Source organism: Methylomonas sp. AM2-LC, assembly GCF_039904985.1.
In the GTDB taxonomy this organism is placed as follows: Bacteria; Pseudomonadota; Gammaproteobacteria; order Methylococcales; family Methylomonadaceae; genus Methylomonas.
In genome coordinates this window covers 975944-996035 of sequence record NZ_CP157005.1, presented here as the reverse complement: position 1 = coordinate 996035, position 20092 = coordinate 975944, and the positions used below count along the sequence as shown (strand labels likewise).

Below are 20092 nucleotides of genomic sequence, written 5' to 3'. Positions count from 1 at the left end.
CCAAATTCTTGAACAGCGTATGCTGATAGTGTGATAATGTCATACGAAATCTTTAAGAGTTGAGAAATGCTTATGTCTATGCAACGAAAAACAATCACCATCACTAATCAGATGGAAAACTGGGTCAAAGCACAAGTTGATTCTGGCAAATACGGTAACGATAGTGAATATTTTCGCGATCTAATCCGCCGTGACCAAGACAAGCGCAAAGCTGAAACTACGCTACTATTCATGCTGGATGAAGCGGAAGCGAGTGGAATTAGTGCTCGTAGCCCACAAGAAATCTGGGCATCAGTGGAAAATCAGTTCACAGAAAAGAATGGCTGATTACCAGCTATCCAAACTTGCCGAAAAAGATATCGAGAATATCGCACGGTACACCATTCAACGTTTTGGCATTAGACAAGCCAGACTTTACCGAGACGGTTTATTCAAATCCCTGGATATGATTGCCGAATATCCTTTCGTAGGAAGCAACCAAAGCCACATCAAAGAAAATATCCGGCGTCATGTATATGAATCGCATTCCATTTATTATCGGATTGATGGATCTGTGCCATTCATTTTTAGGATTTTTGGGCCTGGCGAAGACCCTATCAATAATTTGCAATAATAATATCGTCATTTGATCGAGAAATACTGCGTAATAAATCTTGCCTAACTAATCTCAAAAACCCTCGACTCCAGTCCTCGAACCGGACTGATGGGGGTTCCACATCCGGTTCTTGGACTAAACATCACACTTTCACCTAAAACGAAAGCTGCCACCGTTAAAAATGGCAGCGTAATTTACAATTATCAGCAAAATTTCAAGCCAAAGCCCTACTTTTCATTGAACCCTGAGTCAAAAATTATCCAAGAGGGTTTTACAGACGCCGCATCGTTCCCGTCTATTTTCTCGGGCATTCAGCAGCACCCAAGATTTACAATGCGGGCATTTTGTAAGTTGCACGGATTTATCTGCCAAACCCCGAGCAATAACCCATGCGGCTCCAAAATCCAACTGACCCGATGGATTCGATTGCTTGTAAGTATCAAAAGCCAAAATCACTTTTTCAGCATGTATGTCCTGGCTATTGTTTTCGACATTCCGAAAGCACACCGCAAAATGCGTCACCTCTATATATTTCTGATTATTGCGAGTTAATCCCTTGATCGAAAACTTTAAAGATCCTTGGCTCGATGAGCGGCCATGAAGTTCTTTATAGGCTTTTCTGAGTAGCTTGATCGAAACTTCAGTCACTTGGTGAACAATAGTCGCTCGAACTTTTCGATTGAGCAAGTTTACGGCCAAGGATTGTTGTTTGTATTTTTGGAGCATCGTTTACCTCATTTCAGGTTTAAGAATTTGCTGAAACCAATCATCACCTCCGCTGCTTGACGCTGGTGGGTTCCCATACATTGAATAAAATTGGTCGAAAATCTTGGCGAAAAACATAGCCAATTGGTTTGAGCTAGGTATTGAATATCGCAAAATGACAATTGACTCAAAGCGCTTATCATTTCATCGTCGTCAATGCCTAAGACTAACCTCGCTAATAGTGGACTGTTTCGGGAAACTTCGCGCGACATGACCAACCAAGCAAGGTTGATGGCATAAATATCTTCATCAAAGTGCTTGGCATGGGTAGTAGTACGTTTCTTAAAGTAGGCATCGAGATCAGAAAAGGCGGTTGTCATGAACTGCTCAATATCTGGAGCGACATTGACTACGGTTAACTTGGACTTTAGGTAACCCACACCAAATTCAGGTGCGAGTGGCAAAAATAATTCGTGAAAGAAATCTTCCGAAACCTCAGTAACACCCTCAAAATCAATAGTTAAACTAAGATGATTGGCGAAACATTCTCGAACTAGTCGCGATAATTTTTTCGCATGGAGGGATGTTGGGACATTCAGTTCAGTTATGGCATTTACAACGATATACACGCGCTTTCTCCTAAGCAGCAATAGAATCGTCCTAAACCAAACACCTTGTATTTCTTTAATTAGTCAATTGAGATTTGACTCTTGTCTGACACCTACTGCCCGATCTAATCGATCCTGACATTTTAGGCCGGGCATTGATAACGTAGATCTAGCGGTTGTTTAACGCCGTGTCGACTCCCCTGAAAATGACTACAGTTTTAAATATTGTTTTTAATGAGTTGCCTGCTCTGGCGACAGGAAAAGATTGATTGCTATAATAATTTTTTCGTCAAAAATTGAATTTTGTTACATTTTTACTACTCCCAAAAAATTCGATGCTGCTAAATTGCCAATAAAAAATCGTACACCCCATATTCAGCCTAACTTTGCATGCTTTGCTTTGCGGTGTCATTATGTACGTTTTAATAAATGTAAAGAACGAATATCCCTAACGCAAATAAACCTATTTGCTCATTGATATCGGATATATGGCTAGTCTTTGTACTCAGGATTTTAGTAATCCCAAAATATATCCTTGCTTAGATAACAGCCAGGCGTGCCATTTTGAAGATTTCAATGGGCATACCGAAAAGGTACGCCCATCTGTCTACTATCCAAATTGTAAAAGAGCTTAATTGGGGGTGGGTACAGTTCGAAACAACCGCAGTGGGCTAAGGCATTGCTAAAAAGTCAGCAACGACAACATCCCCACCCTCGGCCGTTGAGCGCTAACCATGACCTTCTCGACAAAATTGTTAAAATCAATCCTATCAATCTATGATTTTGTTTTTTACGGGCGGCATTGACTAATAGCCTTAATTCCTGACCAGGCTTAAAATGGATTACCCGCTTTTCATGGATCACTAAGGCTTGTCCGGTTTTGGGGTTTCTACCGGCATGAGCATCGCGTTGCTTAGCTGAGAAACTGCCAAAACCCCAGATTTCGATGCGCTCACCGTTGGCAAGGGTATTGGTCAGTTGTTCGACGATGCTATTGACTGCCCTTTGGACTTGTTTAACCTGTAAATTTGGCCGTTTGTTGACCAACACTTCTATCATTTCCGACTTTTTCACTTTCAAACCTGATGAACTGCCAATACTTTTGAATTAAAATTTCTATTGCTGCAAGGTCACAAACGACAACTTACCCACCCCCGAGCGCTGAGCGCTCGCCATGACCTTAGCGACCGATTCGAACACGGCTGCTTTATCAGCCTGAAGCTGAATGCTGATATCGGGGTCACGTTCCTGCAAGGCCTTGAGTTCGGTTTCCAAGGCGGCCAGTGGTAACGGTTTATCATCGAGTTGTGGCTCGCCTTGAGCGTTGATACTGAGGATTGCAACATGCTTGTCTGGAGCAGGTTCGGTTTGCTCAGTTTTCGGCAGCTTGACCCGCACGACCTGGGTCAACAGCGGCGTGGTGACGATAAATACCACTAACAATACCAGCATCACGTCTACTAACGGCGTGACGTTGATTTCGCTCATTTCGCTGCTTTCATCATCATTGGGCAGTTGTATGGACATGGTTATTCTCCGTGGTTTCAGTTAAGTCGTTTTCAATGCAGCTGCGCAAATAATCGGTGGCAAAATGTTCAAGATTTGCAATTGATGTGCGGTTTTGACGCAGAAAAAAGTTGTAGGCAATCACTGCCGGAATCGCCACTGCGATACCTAGTGCTGTGGCTATCAACGCTTCGCCGATAGGGCCGGCCACTACATCCAGACTGGCATTGCCTTGGGCGCTGATATCCTTCAGAGCATGCATAATGCCCCAGACTGTGCCGAACAAGCCGATAAAGGGCGCTGTGCTGCCAATGCTGGCCAGCCAGCCCAATCCGGATTCCATCAGCGCTTTCTCTTTCTGTAATTGCTGACGCAAAGCCCGTTCGATCAGTTCGTGCCAGGCGGCATGATGTTCCAACGTGTTGGTCTTAGTCAGATTCTTGGCTCGGGCATACGTCTGGCTGCCGACGGATAATACTCGGCCAGCCTGAGTAGTCAGATTTTTGTCTGTTTCGATTTCTGACGGGGTTAAGGCTGACAATAGACTAATTTCTGTATACTGGTTAATCACCTTTCTGTTTCGATAGCGGTTCAAGGCCATTTCACCGGCTTTTAAGAGTATCACGCTCCAGGTCAGCAACGAAAAACAGCCGAGCATGCACAGCGTGCTATCAACAATGGTGGTTTCGGAAAAATTCAAAGTGGTCTCCTTTCTAGTTTTAGTTTTAGTTATAAATTTGTTCGAAATGGCTGCTATTCGCTTGATTAAATTCCATGTAATCGCCCGGACCAACCAAATCCGGGCAAATCAACATCCTTGTTGCCCCGGATAAGGTAAGAGGCAGGAATCCGGGAATACTTTGGGGGGGAAATCATCATTGCAGGCTAAAATCAATTGGAACACTGGCCCAACTGGCTTCGGCAAACTCACCGCGTTTGGCGGGAATAAATCGCCAGTTCTTCACGGCTTCCAGCGCGGATTCATCCAGTTCTTCGTGGCCGCTGGAGCGTTGCACATTCACTTGTGCAGCATGACCATCGGCGGTGATATACACCCGTAAGATGACCAGCCCTTCCCAATGCCGCTGCCGAGCCACCATCGGATAGACTGGCTTTGGGTTGTTCAGATAATTGGCGTCCGAATTGGCTGGGGTATACGTATCGTTGCGCGGTGAAGCGGCACGCTCATGATTTTCAGTCGGCGGTGCCGAAGAAGTAGGCGGTGCAGTGTCCGGCTCGTCCTTTTGAACTTCAACCTGTTTCACTTTCGTTTCGGAAGGCAACGGCTTTGGTTTCGGCTTGGGTTTCTTTAATGGTTTGGGGTCAGTTTTTTTCACCTCTTTGGGTGGCACTGGCGTGGGCGGCGTGATGGGTTGGTTGACAGCCGGTGAAGGCGGCGCGGACAACATCATGTCTATCATCGGTAAAGGCGCTGCTGCGGAAAACGGAAGTGGTGCTGGGCGATTGACATACCAGAACAACAGACAACCATGCAGCAAGGCAGCTGCCAAAGTGGCAGATAATATCCCGAGTGGACGGCGATACTTATCTGAATCAGGCGTTGCGATCAAGGGCAAGCCTCCATCGTTGGGCGTACTCAAAGCCGAAGGCAAAAACAGCGACAGGCTCGGGAATCGGATAATCGATTGATACATGGTTCGACTACCGTTGTCTTTGCAGCTTTGACGACACATACGATGCCTGAAGGTTCGCTGTGACCGGTAACTGCTGTTGTAGCTGGTGCATCTGAGTTTGCAGTGCTTGCAGCGCACCTTGGGTCAGATGCAACTGCTCTTGCAGATATTCAAAGTGGATCTGAAAATAGCGGGCGGTTGGAAACCCCGCACCCGCTTTTAAAGCCATATCGTTTTCACCTGGATCCATTTCTCTTTTTCTGGAAAGTGACTTGCTTTGCATGCGTTTTCCTCCGTTAATTTTTTTATTATTCATTCTGCGAGACCGGATTCGGATTCGATTGCAGGTTGGAGTTGCTGTCTGATTTCAGCCAACTATTCACCTGTTGCAGATCTTGCGGCGACAGTGAGCCCACCGCCTGTTTCAGGCGCAGGCTATCGAGCAGATAGTCGTAGCGAGCTCGGGCATAATCGCGCTGAGCTCCCAGTAGTTCGCGTTCGGCGACGATGATATCCAATGAGGTGCGGCGTCCGGCATTAAAACCGGCCTGGGTGGCGGCCAACCCTGTTTCACTGGATTTGAGTGCCTGTTGCAGGGCCTTGACTCGGCTGATGCCGGCCACCACGCCCAGATAGGCTTTGCTGGTCGCACGATGCACAGTACGTTTTTGCTCGTTAAGAGAGGCGATAGCTTGACGGTAGCGATGTTCGGCCTCACGGGTTTTGGAGTTGACCCGGCCGCCTTGATACAGTGGGAAATTCAGATTCAAGCCGACAATATTGTCTTCGATATCGGCAGTACCGAAGCGGCCACCGGAAGTGGCGAAATTATGATTGCCTTGCGCATCCAAGGTCGGCAAATGCCCGGCGGCCAACCGCTGGATTTCGTCCTTGGCGACTTGAACGGCTTTTTCATTGGACAGCACAACCGGATTCTGGGACAAGGCCTGTTCTATCCAACGTTGCTCATCGGTTGGATCAGGCGCTATCAAGGGAATTTCGGCGCTGAGCACGGCCAGACTATCATGATGGATACCTGAGACTTCCCGCAAGGCTTCGCGGGTATCGCGTAACTGGTGTTCGGCGGCCACGGCATCGGCTGCGGCGCGGTCGGAACCCGACTGGGCTTCCTGGACATCGGTATAGGCCAAATACCCTACTGCCTGCCGCTGGCGGGTTTCGGTAAGCTTGCGCTCCAGGGATTGTTGTTGCGCCTTGGCGAACTGCAAATTTTCCTCGGCGGCCAGTACATCAAAATAGCGTTCCGCCACTTTCAACATCAGGGCGATTTCGGCGGCACTAGTATCGGCCTCGGCTTGAGCAATCTTGCTATCGGCCTGCTCCAGAGCTACCCACCGGTCATAGTGTAATAATGGCTGAGTGATTGACAGGCTATAACCGCCGGACATGAAGGCGTCATTACCACTGGCGCCGATGGCGGCAGCCCCGCCTAAGCGGATGTTTTGATAATCGCGATTGATGTTTGCGGTAAAAACAGCTTCCGGCAGAAACAGTGCAGCATGGGCTTGGGACTGGCTTTCCAACACTGCTTCCAGGCCTTCTCGGGCCTTTTCCAGTTGAGGATTATCGTTTAAGGCTTCGCGGTAAACTGAGAGCAAGTCTTGGGCATGAAGAAGCTGCGAAAGCGCCAATAGGTTTAAGGCAAAGCTTGCTGCCAGAATACGAGGCAGCCAATGTCTGATGCTGATGTTGATGCGCAGCGTCATTGAGTTTCCCCCCGCAAAACCCAGCCCATCGCCAAACGATACAACAACGGCATCATGAATAGGGTAAACAGCGTTGAAAAGCCCACACCCCAGACGATGGCGGTCGCTACCGGCTTCCACATGGTGGCCGAGGTATCGTCGCTTAACGCCAAGGGCAACAAGCCAACCAACGTGGTCATTGAGGTGATGAAGATCGGCAATAAGCGCCGCTTCGCCGCCCAGACACTGGCATGCACCACGCCCATGCCGTTTTCCAACCGGTCATGGGCGGCGGCGAACATCAATATCGCCGAATTTACCGCGATGCCGGCCAGCGCCACACCTCCATACATTGTGTACAGACTGACCGGCTCGCCGGAAATCAACAAACCCAATATGACACCGGCAAATGCCATCGGGATTTTTAACAGCACCAGAAATGGCAGACCGTAACTTCTAAATTGGGCGCCGACGATAATGAAAATTAAACCAATGCCTAATACAAACAACTGCCAAAGTTGCTTCAGTCCTTCCTGCACGGTTTCCATTTCGCCGCCGAACTGGACGCTGATATCGGGATAACGGTCTTTGACCTGTTGCCAGCGTTGTTGAATTTGCTGGTTGGCAGCCAGTGTGTCCAGTTGGGTTTTATCGAGCGCGGCTTGCAGCGTCTGTACTTGTTGAAAGTCGCTGTGATTGATGCTGGCTGGGCCTATGCGCGGTTCGGCTGTCACCAATTGGCTGAGCGGCACGCTAGTGCCGTCAGTTCTGGCGACGGTATAACGGAGTAACTCGGCAATATCATGTACCTGGGTTTGATAGGCTCGTACCCGTACGCCAACCGGTTCACCTTGTTCGACAAGGCTGGCAACGCTTTCGCCGTCGGCCAGCAGTTGCAAGGTGCGGGCTACGGTTTCCGGGGCAAGACCTGCACGTTGCACCGCTGCGCTGTCCAGACGCAATTTCAGTTCGGAAAGGCCGGGTATGATATCCAATCGGACTTGACTGACCCCCGATGTGGCAGCAACAATAGCTTTTAATTCGGCAATGGCGGAATCCAGTTCAGCGCCTGGGCTACCTTGAATATTCAGATTGATGGCTTTGCCCACCCCACCGCCCAGCGCCGAGCCTTCACCCTCCACCCAAGCTTCGACAGCACCCTCCAGATTGTTCAGCAAGGGTTTAATCAGCGGTATTAAGGTCGCCGAATCCCGGCTGTCACGGTTCAAGCTGAACCATAAATCCCCATATTGATGACCATATAGGTATTGGCCTTCTTTAGCGATAGCACCGCTTTCTGCCGCACTGGCCCGCAATTCGCCGGGTTTTAAAATAGCGGTTACCCGCCGTTCGATTTCCTCCAGGGTTGCCAAGGTTTTGGCGGAAGGCGTACCGTTGTTCATTTCCAAAGTGACGACAAAGCCGTAATCCGGCACAGCCGGCAACAAATTGAACTTAACCCAGGAAAATCCGATAGCAGAACCGGACAAGACAAAGAACGCCAGCAAAACCAACAAAGCACGTTTGGGGTGGCGTAGCACCTGAATCAACACCAGCGTATACCGACGCTGTAAACCCTGCCGCATGATTTCACGCCAACTAGTATTGTTCACAGCAGTCTCGGCTTTGACGGTGGCCGCCGCGTGTGACGGTAAAATCCATAAGGCCTGGATGATGCTAATGATCAGAGCCAGACACACGACCTGCGGCACAACACCCATCAAGTGACCCAGAAACCCCGTCATCAGCATCAAGGGTAAAAAGGTGGCGATGGTAGTCATGGACGAAGTCGTCACCGGTAGCCAGACTTCGCGCAAGGCAGACACGGTGGCGGTCAAGGGAGTTAGCCCTCTGCGTAATTGTTGACCTACCGCTTCGATTACCACGACCGCATCGTCGACCAGCATACCCAGCACAATGATCACACCCAGTAAGACACTGAGATTTAGTGATTGCTTAGTGACTTGCAGGGCGATAAATACCCCAGCCAGTGAAAACGGCACCGCCAGCGTGGTAAGTAAGGACAGTCGGGCACCCAATAACAGCCAGGTGACAGCAAATACCAGCAACATTCCCGACCAGGCATGTTCTTCCATGGTCGATATGGCGTTACGAATACTATCCGAGTCATCGATCAGCAGAAACAATTGGACGCCGGTATTAGCGCTAACCCGGTTGCGGGTATCTATATAAGCCTTCAACTGATCAATCAGGGCCAGGGTATTGGCGCCGGGTTGTTTGAATGGCATCACCGCTACCGCAGGCTGACCGCGAAACCGCGCACCCAGCTTGACGGCCTTGCTGGTACGACTGATGTCGGCCAGATCGCCCAGCTTCACTTCGCCCTTGGCGGCGATGACCGGCAATTGCGCTAATCGCGTAGCGGCATCCTCGGTTCCGGTAACCCTGAGCAGCCATTCTCGCTCGTCGACCTTGACGACGCCGGCGGCGATGTCCTTAAAGTAACTGCTGACGGTATCGGCCAGCGCCGTGGGACTGATGCCCAGTCCGGCCAGCTGTTCGGGATGAAACACTACATGCAGTTCCGGATCTTCCAGCCCTTTGGTTTGCACCATTGCCACGCCAGGCAGACGCTGTAAATCGAGTTTGACTTGGCGGGCTTGCTTTCGGAAATTTTCGTCTTCACCGGGACCGTAGACCAGAATCTTGAACCAGTCCGAACCTAGATTGCCTTCGAAGATCTCCGGCATAGAGGCGGTTTTGGGTAGTTCCGATTGTACCAGGGTTTGCAGTTCGCGCCGCAATTCCTGAATGCGCCGTTCGTACAAGGGCTTATCCAGCTCTTCAAACAAAACGGTTACTGAAGCCATGCCGCTTTGGGCGTTGCTGTTGACATGTTTGATGTTTTTGATCTTGCTGCGCAGCATGCGCTCGACCGGTGTCACTAGCAGACGCTCGACATCCTCTGCGCTGGCGCCGGGCATGGATAACGAAATATCAGCGGCAGTGGCTAAGGTGTCCGGGGCTTTTTCCTTGGGTAGTTGCGTATAGGCGAACGCCCCCAGGATCAGCACCATGCAATAACTCAGGTTGGCCAGGACGTGATTTCGGTATAGCGCATTCAGCCACATCTCAGGGTTTTTCCTTGCCCGGTACAGACTCGGACTTACCAAGTTCATTTTCAGGTTTCGACTCAACCTTGACCGCTACGCCTTCCTGCAAGACGAACTGACCGGTGATGATGATTTGGCTCTCGGCAGGCAGACTTATCGCTGCAGGACGGCCACTTTGCGCATCTGGTAAAGCCTGAAAATGCGCGCTGCCGTTCTGATTAACGAACACACCTAATTGTTCGCCGCGTTTGACCAGTAGTTCAGCCGGGATGTGCATGATTTTGTTGCGCCACAGCAGGCGTCCGGCAGCACCCGGTTCGGCTTTAGCGTTAACAAAATCCAGACGCACTTCCTGGGTGCCGGTTTCGGTGCGAATAGTCGGCAACAACGCACGCAAATGCAGCGGGTAGTTTTCGCCGTTGTGTTCAAAAACCAGCGAACCGGCATTTTGCAAGGCTGGAGTTTCCCGGCTGGAGACTTGGGCGGATATCTCAGGATGGCTAGTGTCCAGCAGGCGCACCAATGGTGTTCCTTTTGCCGCAAACTGACCGACCGCAATCAAGCGTTCCGTCACCACTCCGGCAAACGGCGCTTTAACAGTACAGTTGCTGATTTGTCGCTCAGTGGTTTCGATGCGGGCGGCATGGGCGGCGATATCACCGTGCAGCACGGCAAGTTGTGAGCGCTTTTCCTGCACTTGTTCTTCCGGCAGGGTTTGCTGTTGGGCCAGGGTTTCCGCCTGTTTGAGCTGCCATTGGGATAGTTCCAGCTTGGCCTGGGTAGCTTGTCTTTCACCTTGCAGCCTTGCCCGTTCCAGCTCGAAATCCCGGCAAGACAACTGCACCAATACCGCTCCGCTTTTAACCGTATCGCCAACCCGTACCGGAACATCCAACACCAGCGCATCGACCTGGGAGGCTATCGGCGAATTGTTCAAGCTCACCACCACAGCAGGCGCGGCAGACTGGGGGTAGATCGCCAGTTGCGATAGCGGTGCGGTGCGAACCGGTGCCGGTTCGGCTGCAGATGCCAATGAACCAATCCCTAGCAACAAAACAGGTACCAAGCTCAATATGTGCGATTGATACCAGCAAGGCGCTTTATGAGCCGGATGTAGCTCGGCCAACCCGGAAAGGCTGACAGCCGATTCAGGTTTTATCTTCATTCATCATCCTTGACGCTGACCCTTAGCATGCGACGCCAACCAAGCACAGACAACAATAGCGCTGGAATTGAAAGACCCAATCCATCACTGATAATCTTCGGCCACAGTTCGGCCAATGTGGGCTGACTATCATTGAATTGAGGGATCTCCGAATAGTCGATGAAACCAGGGCTATCTTGAGCAAACCGTGGAAAATAGAAAGCCCTTAGCCGCTGATGATAGTCACCGACCGCTTGCAGAAAATCTTGTTGTCTATCCTGACCCTGTCCGGTCAAGACCTGGGTGATTTGCTGATAAATAATCGCCGGAGATAAAAACCGCAATCGTTCAACAAATTGGCGTTGATGCTGCTGTTGATCAGCAAATGCCGCTTTGCCTGGCGCCAGCACCCGTTTAGTTTCGTCGTCTATCGCCATCCGGGTTTGGATGAAATCGTCGACATTCACCTGTTCGGTGATCTTTACCCGATCCGGATGATCGATCAGGTATTTTCCCAGCAACTCGGTTTTACGTTTGCCGATTTCGAGAGTCGCTTCCCGGCTGGCGTCGATATATTCCATCCGTGAAGGCACAGGATAAAGTTGTTTCAAACCAAGATTCAGGCATCCAGGCAATACCACCACCAACAGCAACCACAAACCTGCCAGCAGTAAGCCGTTTTCGGCGGTGCTTTTGCCGCGTGCATTGACCCAAAACCCGCAGGCAAACCAGAATAGTGCATAAGCAGTTGTCGCCGTCAGCCAGACCAAGTATTCGCCGATAGATTTGCTATTGTTAATAGCAGTACTCCCTATCCATAGTGCCAGACTCAGCGGTAATAAGGTCAATAGCAAAAACGCTAAGGCTCTGACGGCGAAACGCGCCGCAATGATCCGCCGTATCGCCAGTGGTTGGCAGCCTAGCAAAGGCAGGGTACCGAGCTCCCGTTCCCCGGACAACTGGTTATAGCTAAGGATCAGGATCGCAATTGGCAGTAGGAATAGGATCACGAAAGCGGCATCGAAACGGCCAAACAACAGTCGCAAGGGATTTTCCAGATTACGATGCAGGCGTTCATCATAACCGCCGCCAACCTCCCAGGCCGAAACCAGGATACAGGCGTTGTATAGATCGCTCTGGCCTACCGTCAGCGCCGAAATGGAATTGGCTCGTCGGCAAATATGCTGAAGATTATTGCCTTCAAAGCCCAGCGTGTAGCGCGGATCGCCATTACGCGCCGCCAGATTTTCGGCGGACGGTGTATTATTCTGCCGCAGTTCATCCGCAAGCTTGCGGATCTTCTGGTATTGGTTGCGGCTTTGCTGCTCGAAATGGGCGATTTGTGCGTTTTGCTCATCGGCCCAGCGTTGGCCATTCGTCAACCCAAACAACATAGCCAGCACACAGACTAGCGTCGTTGCCCAGAACACCCGGTCATAACGCAATTGCCGGCATTCCAGCCAAAACAGTGAGAAATTGTTCATATCAATGTCCTGACAAACGCGCGACAGCAAAGCGGGCGAAACCGAATGCTGCAATCAGCCATAGCGTCAGGATGACGATCACCACCGGGTAAGGGCGAAGAGCCGTCCAGCCGCTTGGTGGACGATAGACAAAAGCCGGTATGCTTTGCCACAAGGCGCTATCGCCTTTCACACCAGCGCTATTATCCCAACCGTTGGCGGTTTTTTGCTGATGGGCGCTGATATAATCGTTGAGCAAGGTATTCATGGTGCGGCGGTGCTCTTCAACCTGCCGGGTAAAATCCCGGTATTGCGGCAGATCGTTGCCGGTTAAAGCCATCGATAACAGCGAAACACCGGCTGCCGGTGCAATAATGGAGCCCCATTCCAGAAAGCGGCTTTGCTGGTCATAAATGTCGTAGCGCTGCCGGTCGTAACGCTCGTAAACCCGCCAGGCCGTTTCGTCGCCATTTTGCATGTCCTGGCCGGTATAATCGAAAGGCAAGTCTTCGACTTTTTCGACCTGGTATTCCGCCAGCAGTTTTTTCTTGAAGGCATCAGCACCCTCTCCCCATTCCCGCCACAAATCATCTGACAGCTTTCCCCAAAACTCGACATTCACCGGGGTCGGGTAAAATCGGCCGCTGACATCCAACAAAGCTCTCGGTATGGCGAAGACTGTGACACCCCAGAACACCAGCAAAATGACCAGCGCGGTGCGGGCTGAACGGCAACAGGCGGACACTCCTAGCGACATAAACAGCATGATCAGTAAATAAAGCCCATACACCAGTACCAGCAAACCAGCGCGTAGTGTTTCGTCAAGCCGTGACTCCGGCGCAGCTAGATATGCGGCGATACCTATGCCGACGATGGCAACCGGCAGTAAAACACTCGCCAGAGCTACAACAATACCTACCGCTTTACCCCATAAAAACCAGCTTGGCTTAACCCCAATGCTTAACAACTGCCGCATAGTGCCTTGTTCGCGTTCGCCTGCAAAGGTGGCAAAACTCAACAAAATTACCAACAACGGCAGCAAGACCTGTCCTGCCAACGCCGGACTGAGGTCGCCGAAGCGTTGTAAAGCCGTCATATCCTGAGCGGGTGGAAATTCCGCCTCGCCCTGAATATGAGCACCATTCATGATGGATGCGCCGACATAGGGTTCGATACCGCCATCGACCATCGCCAAGGGCCGCGGGGTTTTAAATACATAGACGCCGTTATGCGCGGCATCGTGCGGGTGTTTGGGATCTTGCTGTTGCCAGCGCTTATAATCGTGTTCCGCCGCCTCCTCGGCCTGGGCCTGCAAATCCAGATAATTGCGCCAACCCAACAGACTGCCGGCAATCAGCAATACCAGCATGAGTGACGCCGCCAGCCGGAAACGGCCGTCGCGGCGAAACTCGGTGAATTCTTTATCAGCAATGGTTCTTATCATCAGCCTAGCTCCGCGTTCAAAATTGAAGTAAGAAAGGTTTAGACAAAAAGGCTTGCCTTTGATCGATAAAATATCTATATTCAGACCTTAATTCAGATCTGATAAGAGTATAGAACATGTCTACTTTGCAAATTTCCGAAGATATATTGCCGCTGGGCCAGTTCAAAACGCAGGCCTCCGCCCTCTTAAAAAGTATCAACAGCAGCAACCGTTCCATCATCATTACCCAGAACGGCAAACCGGCAGCGGTAGTGCTGTCGCCAAGCGAATTCGACCGGCTCAATGCCCAAACCCGATTCATATCCGCAGTGCAGCAAGGCCTGGAGGATGTGCAGGCTGGCAGGGTGATTGATGACCAAATGCTGGATGAAGTTCTGGAAGGTAAACTAGCCAAGCTATGAAACTGCGTTGGACCGACCGATCCACGGACGATCTTGCCGCTATTTATGCCTATATTGCGCAAAATAGTCCTCAAAACGCCAAGCAATGGGTGGACAAACTCAGACAACGCGCCCGAAATGCCACCAATTCGGCGTTGATAGGCAGAGTGGTGCCAGAGTTGGGTCAAGCCGATATTCGCGAGGTTTTTGTAGACCGTTATCGTATTGTCTATCGCGTCGAAGACGACGGTATCTCGATATTGACGGTGTTTGAAGGTCATCAATTGCTTAAGATGTAAGTCCCAAAGCAGCAAAGCATATTTATCCCAGTCCATGCGGCATTCTAAAGAATCTGGCAACCATTTTCTCAACCAACTTTGCAACGCCGCCAGACGCGAGCGACCGTCGCGGCGAATCTCGGTGAACTCTTTATCAGCTAGGGTCAGGGACATCAGCCGACCTCCTTGCACAAACCAGCCTGCATGTATTCCAGATAAAGCCGCTCCAAATCGGCGGCGCTAGTGTCGGCGGTATTCAACAGGGCCAGCATTTTGCCGGCCTTCATGATGCCGGCGCGAGTGCCGGTTTCTTTGACCCGGAATAAATCGTGGGTTGCCATCAGAATCGCCACGCCGGATGCGGCGAGGTTGCGCAGCAGATTGGAAAACTCGTATGAAGCTTGCGGATCAAGTCCGGAAGTCGGTTCGTCCAGCAACAGCACTTTGGCTTCCTTGGCGCAGGCAATGGCAATACCGACTTTCTGGCGCATGCCTTTTGAGTAGCCCGCAACTGGTCGTGCTAGGGATTCCTCCGACAAGCCTGCCGCCAATAGAAAGTTATGTAACTGATTTTTAGGATAACAATGGCCGGACAAGCGGCTAAAGTAATCAAGATTCTCTATACCGGAAAGGCGAGGATATAACGCCACTTGCTCCGGCAAATAAGCTACCAACCGCCTGGCCTGATCGGTATCGCGACTGACATCGTAACCACCAATTCGGGCGCAGCCGGAACTGGCGGCAATAAAGTTAAGAAACAGGTGGATGGTGGTGGTTTTACCCGCGCCGTTCGCCCCTAACAGACAAAAAATCTCACCGGGTTCAACCTTAAGATTAAGCGTATCCAAAGCACGGTTTGCACCATAGCTTTTACTCAGCTCGAAAGCTTCTAACATGATCAGTACCCCCTTAACGGCTGGGAGCTTTTAATTCCCTCACAACCTACTGCAAATAGGTAATGGGTCGAATTCGTTTCTCCCCTTTCATTGCATCAAAACCAACTCCATGAAAAGGATCTCATGCCAAATCAGGTTTGGACGCTGGCTTATTTGCTTCTTGTTTTAGATAAGACGTTTTAGAAATCAAAAATCCTCATATTTTTCAACAAATCTGGTATTTACTGATATAAAACTAAATTATCTAAACTCCTCGCCCCCAACCGATCAATAGAAAATTCGAACAGCAGGTAAAAACTTCAATCTATTAGGTCGCAAAACTAAAAAACACGAACAAATCTCATGCCGTCATTTTTAACTTTAATTTCAACGCATGCCGCTTCTTCCACCAGATATAAACCCCGGTGACCGAAAGCATTGCCACCACGAACCCCATCAGACATAAGAAAATTTTGTAGGCCAAGCCGCCGACTCGGGCCATATGCAAGCATTGCAGCCAGTTGGAAATGGTATCGCCTGCTTTTTGTCCGGTTGGCAAATACAGGGCAGAAAACTCGTTACCGTTTCCTTCCAGCCACAGCATGCTTAAACCGCCTGATCCGATATCGTAGTCTGTATTAACCGTGTAGCAATACATGCCTTTGGCCGGAACGTAACTGATGGATCGCTCTTCCATCACCATAAAGCCTTTTTGCTGTGATTGCTCAGCCATCAAGCCCTGGGCCTTACGATAAGCAGTCTTAAAATCAATACGTGGGTCAGGATGCGGTTGCGGCAAATCAGCTATGGGGTAATCTTTGGCAAGAGTCAGTTCAAAAAACTGTTTCATCACCGGAATATAAACCTGCTCCCCCAAATTAAGCAAAACGCTGGACCAGGCAAATATCAGCAGCATTAGCCATGTCCATAAGCCACCGGCGCGATGCAGATCGAAATTAAGTCGAAAGTTCGAGCTAGGCCATTTTATTTTCCAGGCTATTGACCAGCGTTGCCGGAAATTGCACCCGGTCTGCCCGGCTTTTAGAGCCGCGGTTGGCAAGCTGTTTTTTTTCCGTGCTGGCAAGGTCAGATAAAAACCCACAAAACAATCTGCTGTCCAGATCACGGCGGCGATACCGAACAACCAGGAGCCGGTCTGTCCCAGCGCCAGGGAGTAATGTAGGGCATAAATAAATGGCAGGATATTTTTACGCGTTAGAGGCCAATAGCCGGTGCTTTGATTTTCAGCAGAAGCGGATAATACAACGGGGATTTGCTCACCCGTGTAAGGATTGAGTTTGATGGCCTGCAATTCATAGGGCTGCCGGGTGGCCGGATCGATTTTAGCTTCAAATTCGGGGATATATATTTCACCGGGTTCCTGTTTTAAATTGACATTGTTGATACTTGCATGAGGTTCCAGCAACAAGGCTCGTTTGCGTAAAACAAATGGGTCCAGCATGGGTGTGGACAGGATGGCGACTTTGTTGGCCGGAGGTGGGTTCAGCCATTCGCCCAGTTCGTGGTAAAAAGCCAGTATGCTACCGGTTAGCCCGGCGATGGTCAGCACCAATGCCATGAACAGACCGGCATAGCGGTGTATGAGTACCCAGAAGTGGCGTTTCATATTGGGGAAATGCCGTCTGTTCAGTCTCTATGCCTGATTAATACTGAATGCCAATCGATGCCATGACCGAGCGCGGGTTGACATAATCGACTATTGCATAGCCCTGGCCTGCGGAAGTGCCGATAGCAGTAAAATAATTTTTATCTAATAGATTGTTGATATTTATCTGGGCGTTTAGTTTTGTTTTACCCAATTTCATTTCATATCCGGTCATGAGCGAAACAGTTGCGTAACCCGGAAAATGTAAAGAGCCATCACAGCAACTTTGCTGACCATCCTGCATATTAACGCCGCCGCCGAAAGTCAGGCTTTTGAAATCGCCGTTTTGTATTTCGAATGTTGTCCAAACATTGCCTACATTTCTTGGCTGGTTCCACAATCTACCGCCAACCGATCCATCTGGATTAATTATATGAGCATTAATGTGGGCATAGTTGCCAATGAAATTCCACCCGGGAAGAATTTCACCCTGTAAATCAAATTCCGGTCCTGTAGTTTTTGCTTTACCTATATCAATTGAAAATGGAAATGCCCCTCCAGCACCTTGATGAATTAGATCTTGAGCAGTAATGTGGGTTTTTGTTATGTCGAAATAGGCGAAGCTGGTACGCAAACGACCATCGAAAAATTCGGTTTTGAGCCCGCCTTCATATTGATAAGCACTAGAGGCTTTAATTGACTTTCCAGGATAGACCAAACCGGAGTTGGGGCCAAAACTTTCCGTAAAATTCATATACAGGCTTAGCCAATCCTGTGCTTTCCATAACAATCCGTATCTAGGCGTCACCGCTGTCTGAGTCAAGGCTGAAGAGGAGTCTGGAGTAAAATCATATATGTTTTGGTTATACGATGTGCTAGACAACTGGTTAAAATATTGATATCGAACCCCTAGCAGTGCGTGAAAATTGTAAGGTAACTTAATTTGATCTTGTGCATATAGCCCGAACTGATCGGTCTTGGTCTTGATGGTTTGATAGTTTTGCAACGGCTGGGTAAAAAGTGGTCCTGGATGAACCGGATTGTTAACATCAATTGTTGAAAACTCAGGCGTGTCCAGCCCGGTAAATCCAGCTGCGCTGATAGAATTACCATCCAAACGATAATGATCGCCACCCAGTAACAAGGTATGCTTTAAGCCATAAGTATCAAAATGACCAAGTAAATCCAAGTTGTTGGTATAGGTGTTATATCCGGAAAATCCACCTACATGAACCCTTGTAGCAGTATTGTCGGCAATAATTCTAGGCGCAATCAGATAAACGTTATCCTGCTGTTGATTCACGGAAAATCTGTGCTTTAGCATCCAGTCATCGTTAAACTTGTGCGACCAGTTGAAACTACCGAAAAACGTTTCAGAGGTCCCTGGCGAATACTCACCGAAGTTTCGACCACGCGGTACGGGCGTAAATGAGGTGTCAAACTGCATCGGCACATAAGAAATACCTAGACCTTGATGCGAACGGTTGTATTCCAACTCCAGAGTCATCTGGGTTTTGGGATCAATGTTCCATTTTAATACCGGGGCAAGATAGACATCTTCCGAGCCAACAAACTCCCGGAAAGAGCCGCTGTTTTGATAAGACATATTCAATCTGTACAACAAGGTGTCGTCACTGGTGATCGGGCCGGTAGCGTCTATGCTGGTGCGGTACAAGTCATAGGAACCGAACTGCTGGCTGGCGGCATAATACGGCGTGGTCTGAGGTTGTTTAGTGATAATATTAATCATACCGCCAGGCTCAACCTGTCCATACAAAATGGCCGCTGAACCTTTTAATACTTCTACGGATTCAGTATTCGCCATCTGCCGCACACCACCGCCTTGCGTCATTCTAAAACCGTTACGCAAAAAGGTAGTGCTTGCAAAACCACGTATAAAATAGGTTTGGCTTGTTCCGATCCCGCCATCAGTACCCCCAGATTGTGCTTGGTCGGCCGCAGTAACCCCGCTAACATTTTTCAATGCGTCCGCCAAGCTAATCACTTGCTGGTCTTTTAGCACTTGCTTGGAAATCACCTGCACATTTAGTGGTGTTTCCATGAGCGGTGTGTCAGTCTTGGTGCCGGTCGTGGCGTTGGGCAAGGCATAATCTTTGTTGTAGGGATCTGTCGTATCGTTGATAGCATTGCCGACCACATTCACTTTCGGCAAGGTAATCGCATCAATAGATTGCTTAGTGTTGTTGACACCTTGCTCTACCGACTTTATCGCCAGAGTATGATCATCCACCGGCTGAACACTCAGCGTTGTGCCTTTTAGCAGTCGGCCCAGGGCTTCTGTCCGGGTAAAGCGTCCGTCGAGTGCTGGACTCTGTAACCCTGCAACCGCCTCGGGACGATAAATAAGCTGGATGCCGGTGTCTTGAGAGTATGCTTCAAGTGCGGCAGCGAGAGGCTGGGCAGGCAAATGTAATTCTATGTCGGACTCTGCTGCGCAGACGCTCACTGGCTGAATCCCTGACAACAAGGCTGTCAGGCTTAGAAATAACAGATTCGATTTAGCGGTTCGACCCGGCGGATATAAACGGGCTGAGTGGCAGTTCTGGTTGGGCATTGGCGATCTCCTTGGATTACAGGGATACTTTTTGATCCCTACAATACATAAGCCAAACGACACCCACCAATACCCTACCTCCTGGATTAAAAATATTTTGCCATTGCTCACCAAACCTTGCAGCCATAACATAGTCAGGTTTGTCGCGACAGCGGTTAACCAGCTTTTCAACCGGTTAGTGAGATAGAGTCGTTAGCATTTTTTTGTTAACATAGTTTCTACATGTACCTAAATTAAATCTTCTTATGCAAACAGTGCTTGAATTAAACGATGATTTGCTTAGTCAGGCAAAACTTATGGCTAATCAAAAACATACTACCTTGAATAATTTGATTGAAGATGCTTTGTCGCGGTACTTATCTTCCAAAGCCAGTGTTCCTGTTTTACCTGTGTACCAGGGAACAGGTGGTCTGGCTGGCTCTGTCAGCGACACGCTGACACATCGCGCTTTATTGGATGCTGCTGACGAGAGCAAACCAATTGTCTTATGACACCTGAT

General features: G+C 49.5%; 20 protein-coding genes. 5 read left to right on the top strand and 15 right to left on the bottom strand.

Annotated features, from left to right (window positions below):
- Positions 1-78 precede the first annotated feature (78 nt).
- Positions 79-327: a type II toxin-antitoxin system ParD family antitoxin gene (locus ABH008_RS04620; protein ID WP_347988682.1), complete on the top strand. Its 249-nt coding sequence runs from the start codon at positions 79-81 to the stop codon at positions 325-327.
- Positions 320-613, top strand: a complete 294-nt coding sequence (locus ABH008_RS04615) for a type II toxin-antitoxin system RelE/ParE family toxin (protein ID WP_347988681.1) — start codon at positions 320-322, stop codon at positions 611-613. Before ABH008_RS04620 ends, ABH008_RS04615 begins: the two co-directional genes overlap by 8 nt.
- A gap of 231 nt (positions 614-844) precedes the next feature.
- On the opposite strand, the gene ABH008_RS04610 is transcribed toward ABH008_RS04615, so the two are convergent.
- The 12 genes from ABH008_RS04610 to ABH008_RS04555 form a co-directional block, all read right to left on the bottom strand.
- Positions 845-1321 (bottom strand): FlhC family transcriptional regulator, encoded by a 477-nt coding sequence (locus ABH008_RS04610; RefSeq protein ID WP_347988680.1) that lies wholly within the window; start codon positions 1319-1321, stop codon positions 845-847.
- An 8-nt stretch (positions 1322-1329) separates the two neighbouring features.
- Complete coding sequence (locus tag ABH008_RS04605; RefSeq protein WP_347988679.1) at positions 1330-1929, bottom strand: DUF4325 domain-containing protein; 600 nt, start codon at positions 1927-1929, stop codon at positions 1330-1332.
- A gap of 669 nt (positions 1930-2598) precedes the next feature.
- Positions 2599-2982, bottom strand: a complete 384-nt coding sequence (locus ABH008_RS04600; RefSeq protein WP_347988678.1) for an HU family DNA-binding protein — start codon at positions 2980-2982, stop codon at positions 2599-2601.
- 42 nt (positions 2983-3024) lie between these two features.
- On the bottom strand, positions 3025-3435 hold the full coding sequence (locus ABH008_RS04595) for a biopolymer transporter ExbD (protein WP_347988677.1): 411 nt from the start codon (positions 3433-3435) through the stop codon (positions 3025-3027).
- Positions 3413-4114, bottom strand: a complete 702-nt coding sequence (locus ABH008_RS04590) for a MotA/TolQ/ExbB proton channel family protein (RefSeq protein ID WP_347988676.1) — start codon at positions 4112-4114, stop codon at positions 3413-3415. The genes ABH008_RS04595 and ABH008_RS04590 overlap by 23 nt, the downstream gene beginning before the upstream one ends.
- Before the next feature lie 175 nt (positions 4115-4289).
- Positions 4290-5069: an energy transducer TonB gene (locus ABH008_RS04585; protein WP_347988675.1), complete on the bottom strand. Its 780-nt coding sequence runs from the start codon at positions 5067-5069 to the stop codon at positions 4290-4292.
- A 7-nt stretch (positions 5070-5076) separates the two neighbouring features.
- The gene (locus tag ABH008_RS04580; RefSeq protein ID WP_347988674.1) at positions 5077-5364 is read right to left on the bottom strand and encodes a hypothetical protein; all 288 of its coding nucleotides are present in this window, start codon (positions 5362-5364) and stop codon (positions 5077-5079) included.
- Entirely contained in the window at positions 5357-6775 is a 1419-nt protein-coding gene (locus ABH008_RS04575) for a TolC family outer membrane protein (RefSeq protein WP_347988673.1), read from the bottom strand. The genes ABH008_RS04580 and ABH008_RS04575 overlap by 8 nt, the downstream gene beginning before the upstream one ends.
- Positions 6772-9846: an efflux RND transporter permease subunit gene (locus ABH008_RS04570; RefSeq protein ID WP_347988672.1), complete on the bottom strand. Its 3075-nt coding sequence runs from the start codon at positions 9844-9846 to the stop codon at positions 6772-6774. The genes ABH008_RS04575 and ABH008_RS04570 overlap by 4 nt, the downstream gene beginning before the upstream one ends.
- A 1-nt stretch (position 9847) precedes the next feature.
- Positions 9848-10993 carry an efflux RND transporter periplasmic adaptor subunit gene (locus tag ABH008_RS04565; RefSeq protein ID WP_347988671.1) on the bottom strand — a complete coding sequence of 382 codons (1146 nt, stop codon included), beginning with the start codon at positions 10991-10993 and terminating at the stop codon, positions 9848-9850.
- Positions 10990-12456 (bottom strand): ABC transporter permease subunit, encoded by a 1467-nt coding sequence (locus ABH008_RS04560; protein WP_347988670.1) that lies wholly within the window; start codon positions 12454-12456, stop codon positions 10990-10992. Before ABH008_RS04560 ends, ABH008_RS04565 begins: the two co-directional genes overlap by 4 nt.
- 1 nt (position 12457) lies before the next feature.
- On the bottom strand, positions 12458-13879 hold the full coding sequence (locus tag ABH008_RS04555; protein WP_347988669.1) for a DUF3526 domain-containing protein: 1422 nt from the start codon (positions 13877-13879) through the stop codon (positions 12458-12460).
- 116 nt (positions 13880-13995) lie between these two features.
- Between ABH008_RS04555 and ABH008_RS04550 the strand changes: the two genes are divergently transcribed.
- Positions 13996-14280: a type II toxin-antitoxin system Phd/YefM family antitoxin gene (locus ABH008_RS04550; RefSeq protein ID WP_347988668.1), complete on the top strand. Its 285-nt coding sequence runs from the start codon at positions 13996-13998 to the stop codon at positions 14278-14280.
- Entirely contained in the window at positions 14277-14558 is a 282-nt protein-coding gene (locus tag ABH008_RS04545) for a type II toxin-antitoxin system RelE/ParE family toxin (RefSeq protein ID WP_347988667.1), read from the top strand. Before ABH008_RS04550 ends, ABH008_RS04545 begins: the two co-directional genes overlap by 4 nt.
- Before the next feature lie 152 nt (positions 14559-14710).
- Here ABH008_RS04545 and ABH008_RS04540 read toward each other — a convergent pair whose 3' ends face one another.
- The 3 genes from ABH008_RS04540 to ABH008_RS04530 all read right to left on the bottom strand — a co-directional run bounded on the left by ABH008_RS04540 (position 14711) and on the right by ABH008_RS04530 (position 19593).
- Positions 14711-15433, bottom strand: coding sequence for an ABC transporter ATP-binding protein (locus ABH008_RS04540; protein WP_347988666.1), 723 nt, complete (start codon positions 15431-15433; stop codon positions 14711-14713).
- Positions 15434-15773: 340 nt separating this feature from the next.
- Positions 15774-17039, bottom strand: coding sequence for a PepSY-associated TM helix domain-containing protein (locus ABH008_RS04535; protein ID WP_347988665.1), 1266 nt, complete (start codon positions 17037-17039; stop codon positions 15774-15776).
- A gap of 37 nt (positions 17040-17076) precedes the next feature.
- Complete coding sequence (locus ABH008_RS04530; RefSeq protein ID WP_347988664.1) at positions 17077-19593, bottom strand: TonB-dependent receptor; 2517 nt, start codon at positions 19591-19593, stop codon at positions 17077-17079.
- 296 nt (positions 19594-19889) lie between these two features.
- On the opposite strand from ABH008_RS04530, the gene ABH008_RS04525 reads away from it, so the two are divergent.
- The gene (locus ABH008_RS04525) at positions 19890-20084 is read left to right on the top strand and encodes a hypothetical protein (RefSeq protein WP_347988663.1); all 195 of its coding nucleotides are present in this window, start codon (positions 19890-19892) and stop codon (positions 20082-20084) included.
- The last annotated feature ends 8 nt before the right edge of the window (positions 20085-20092 follow it).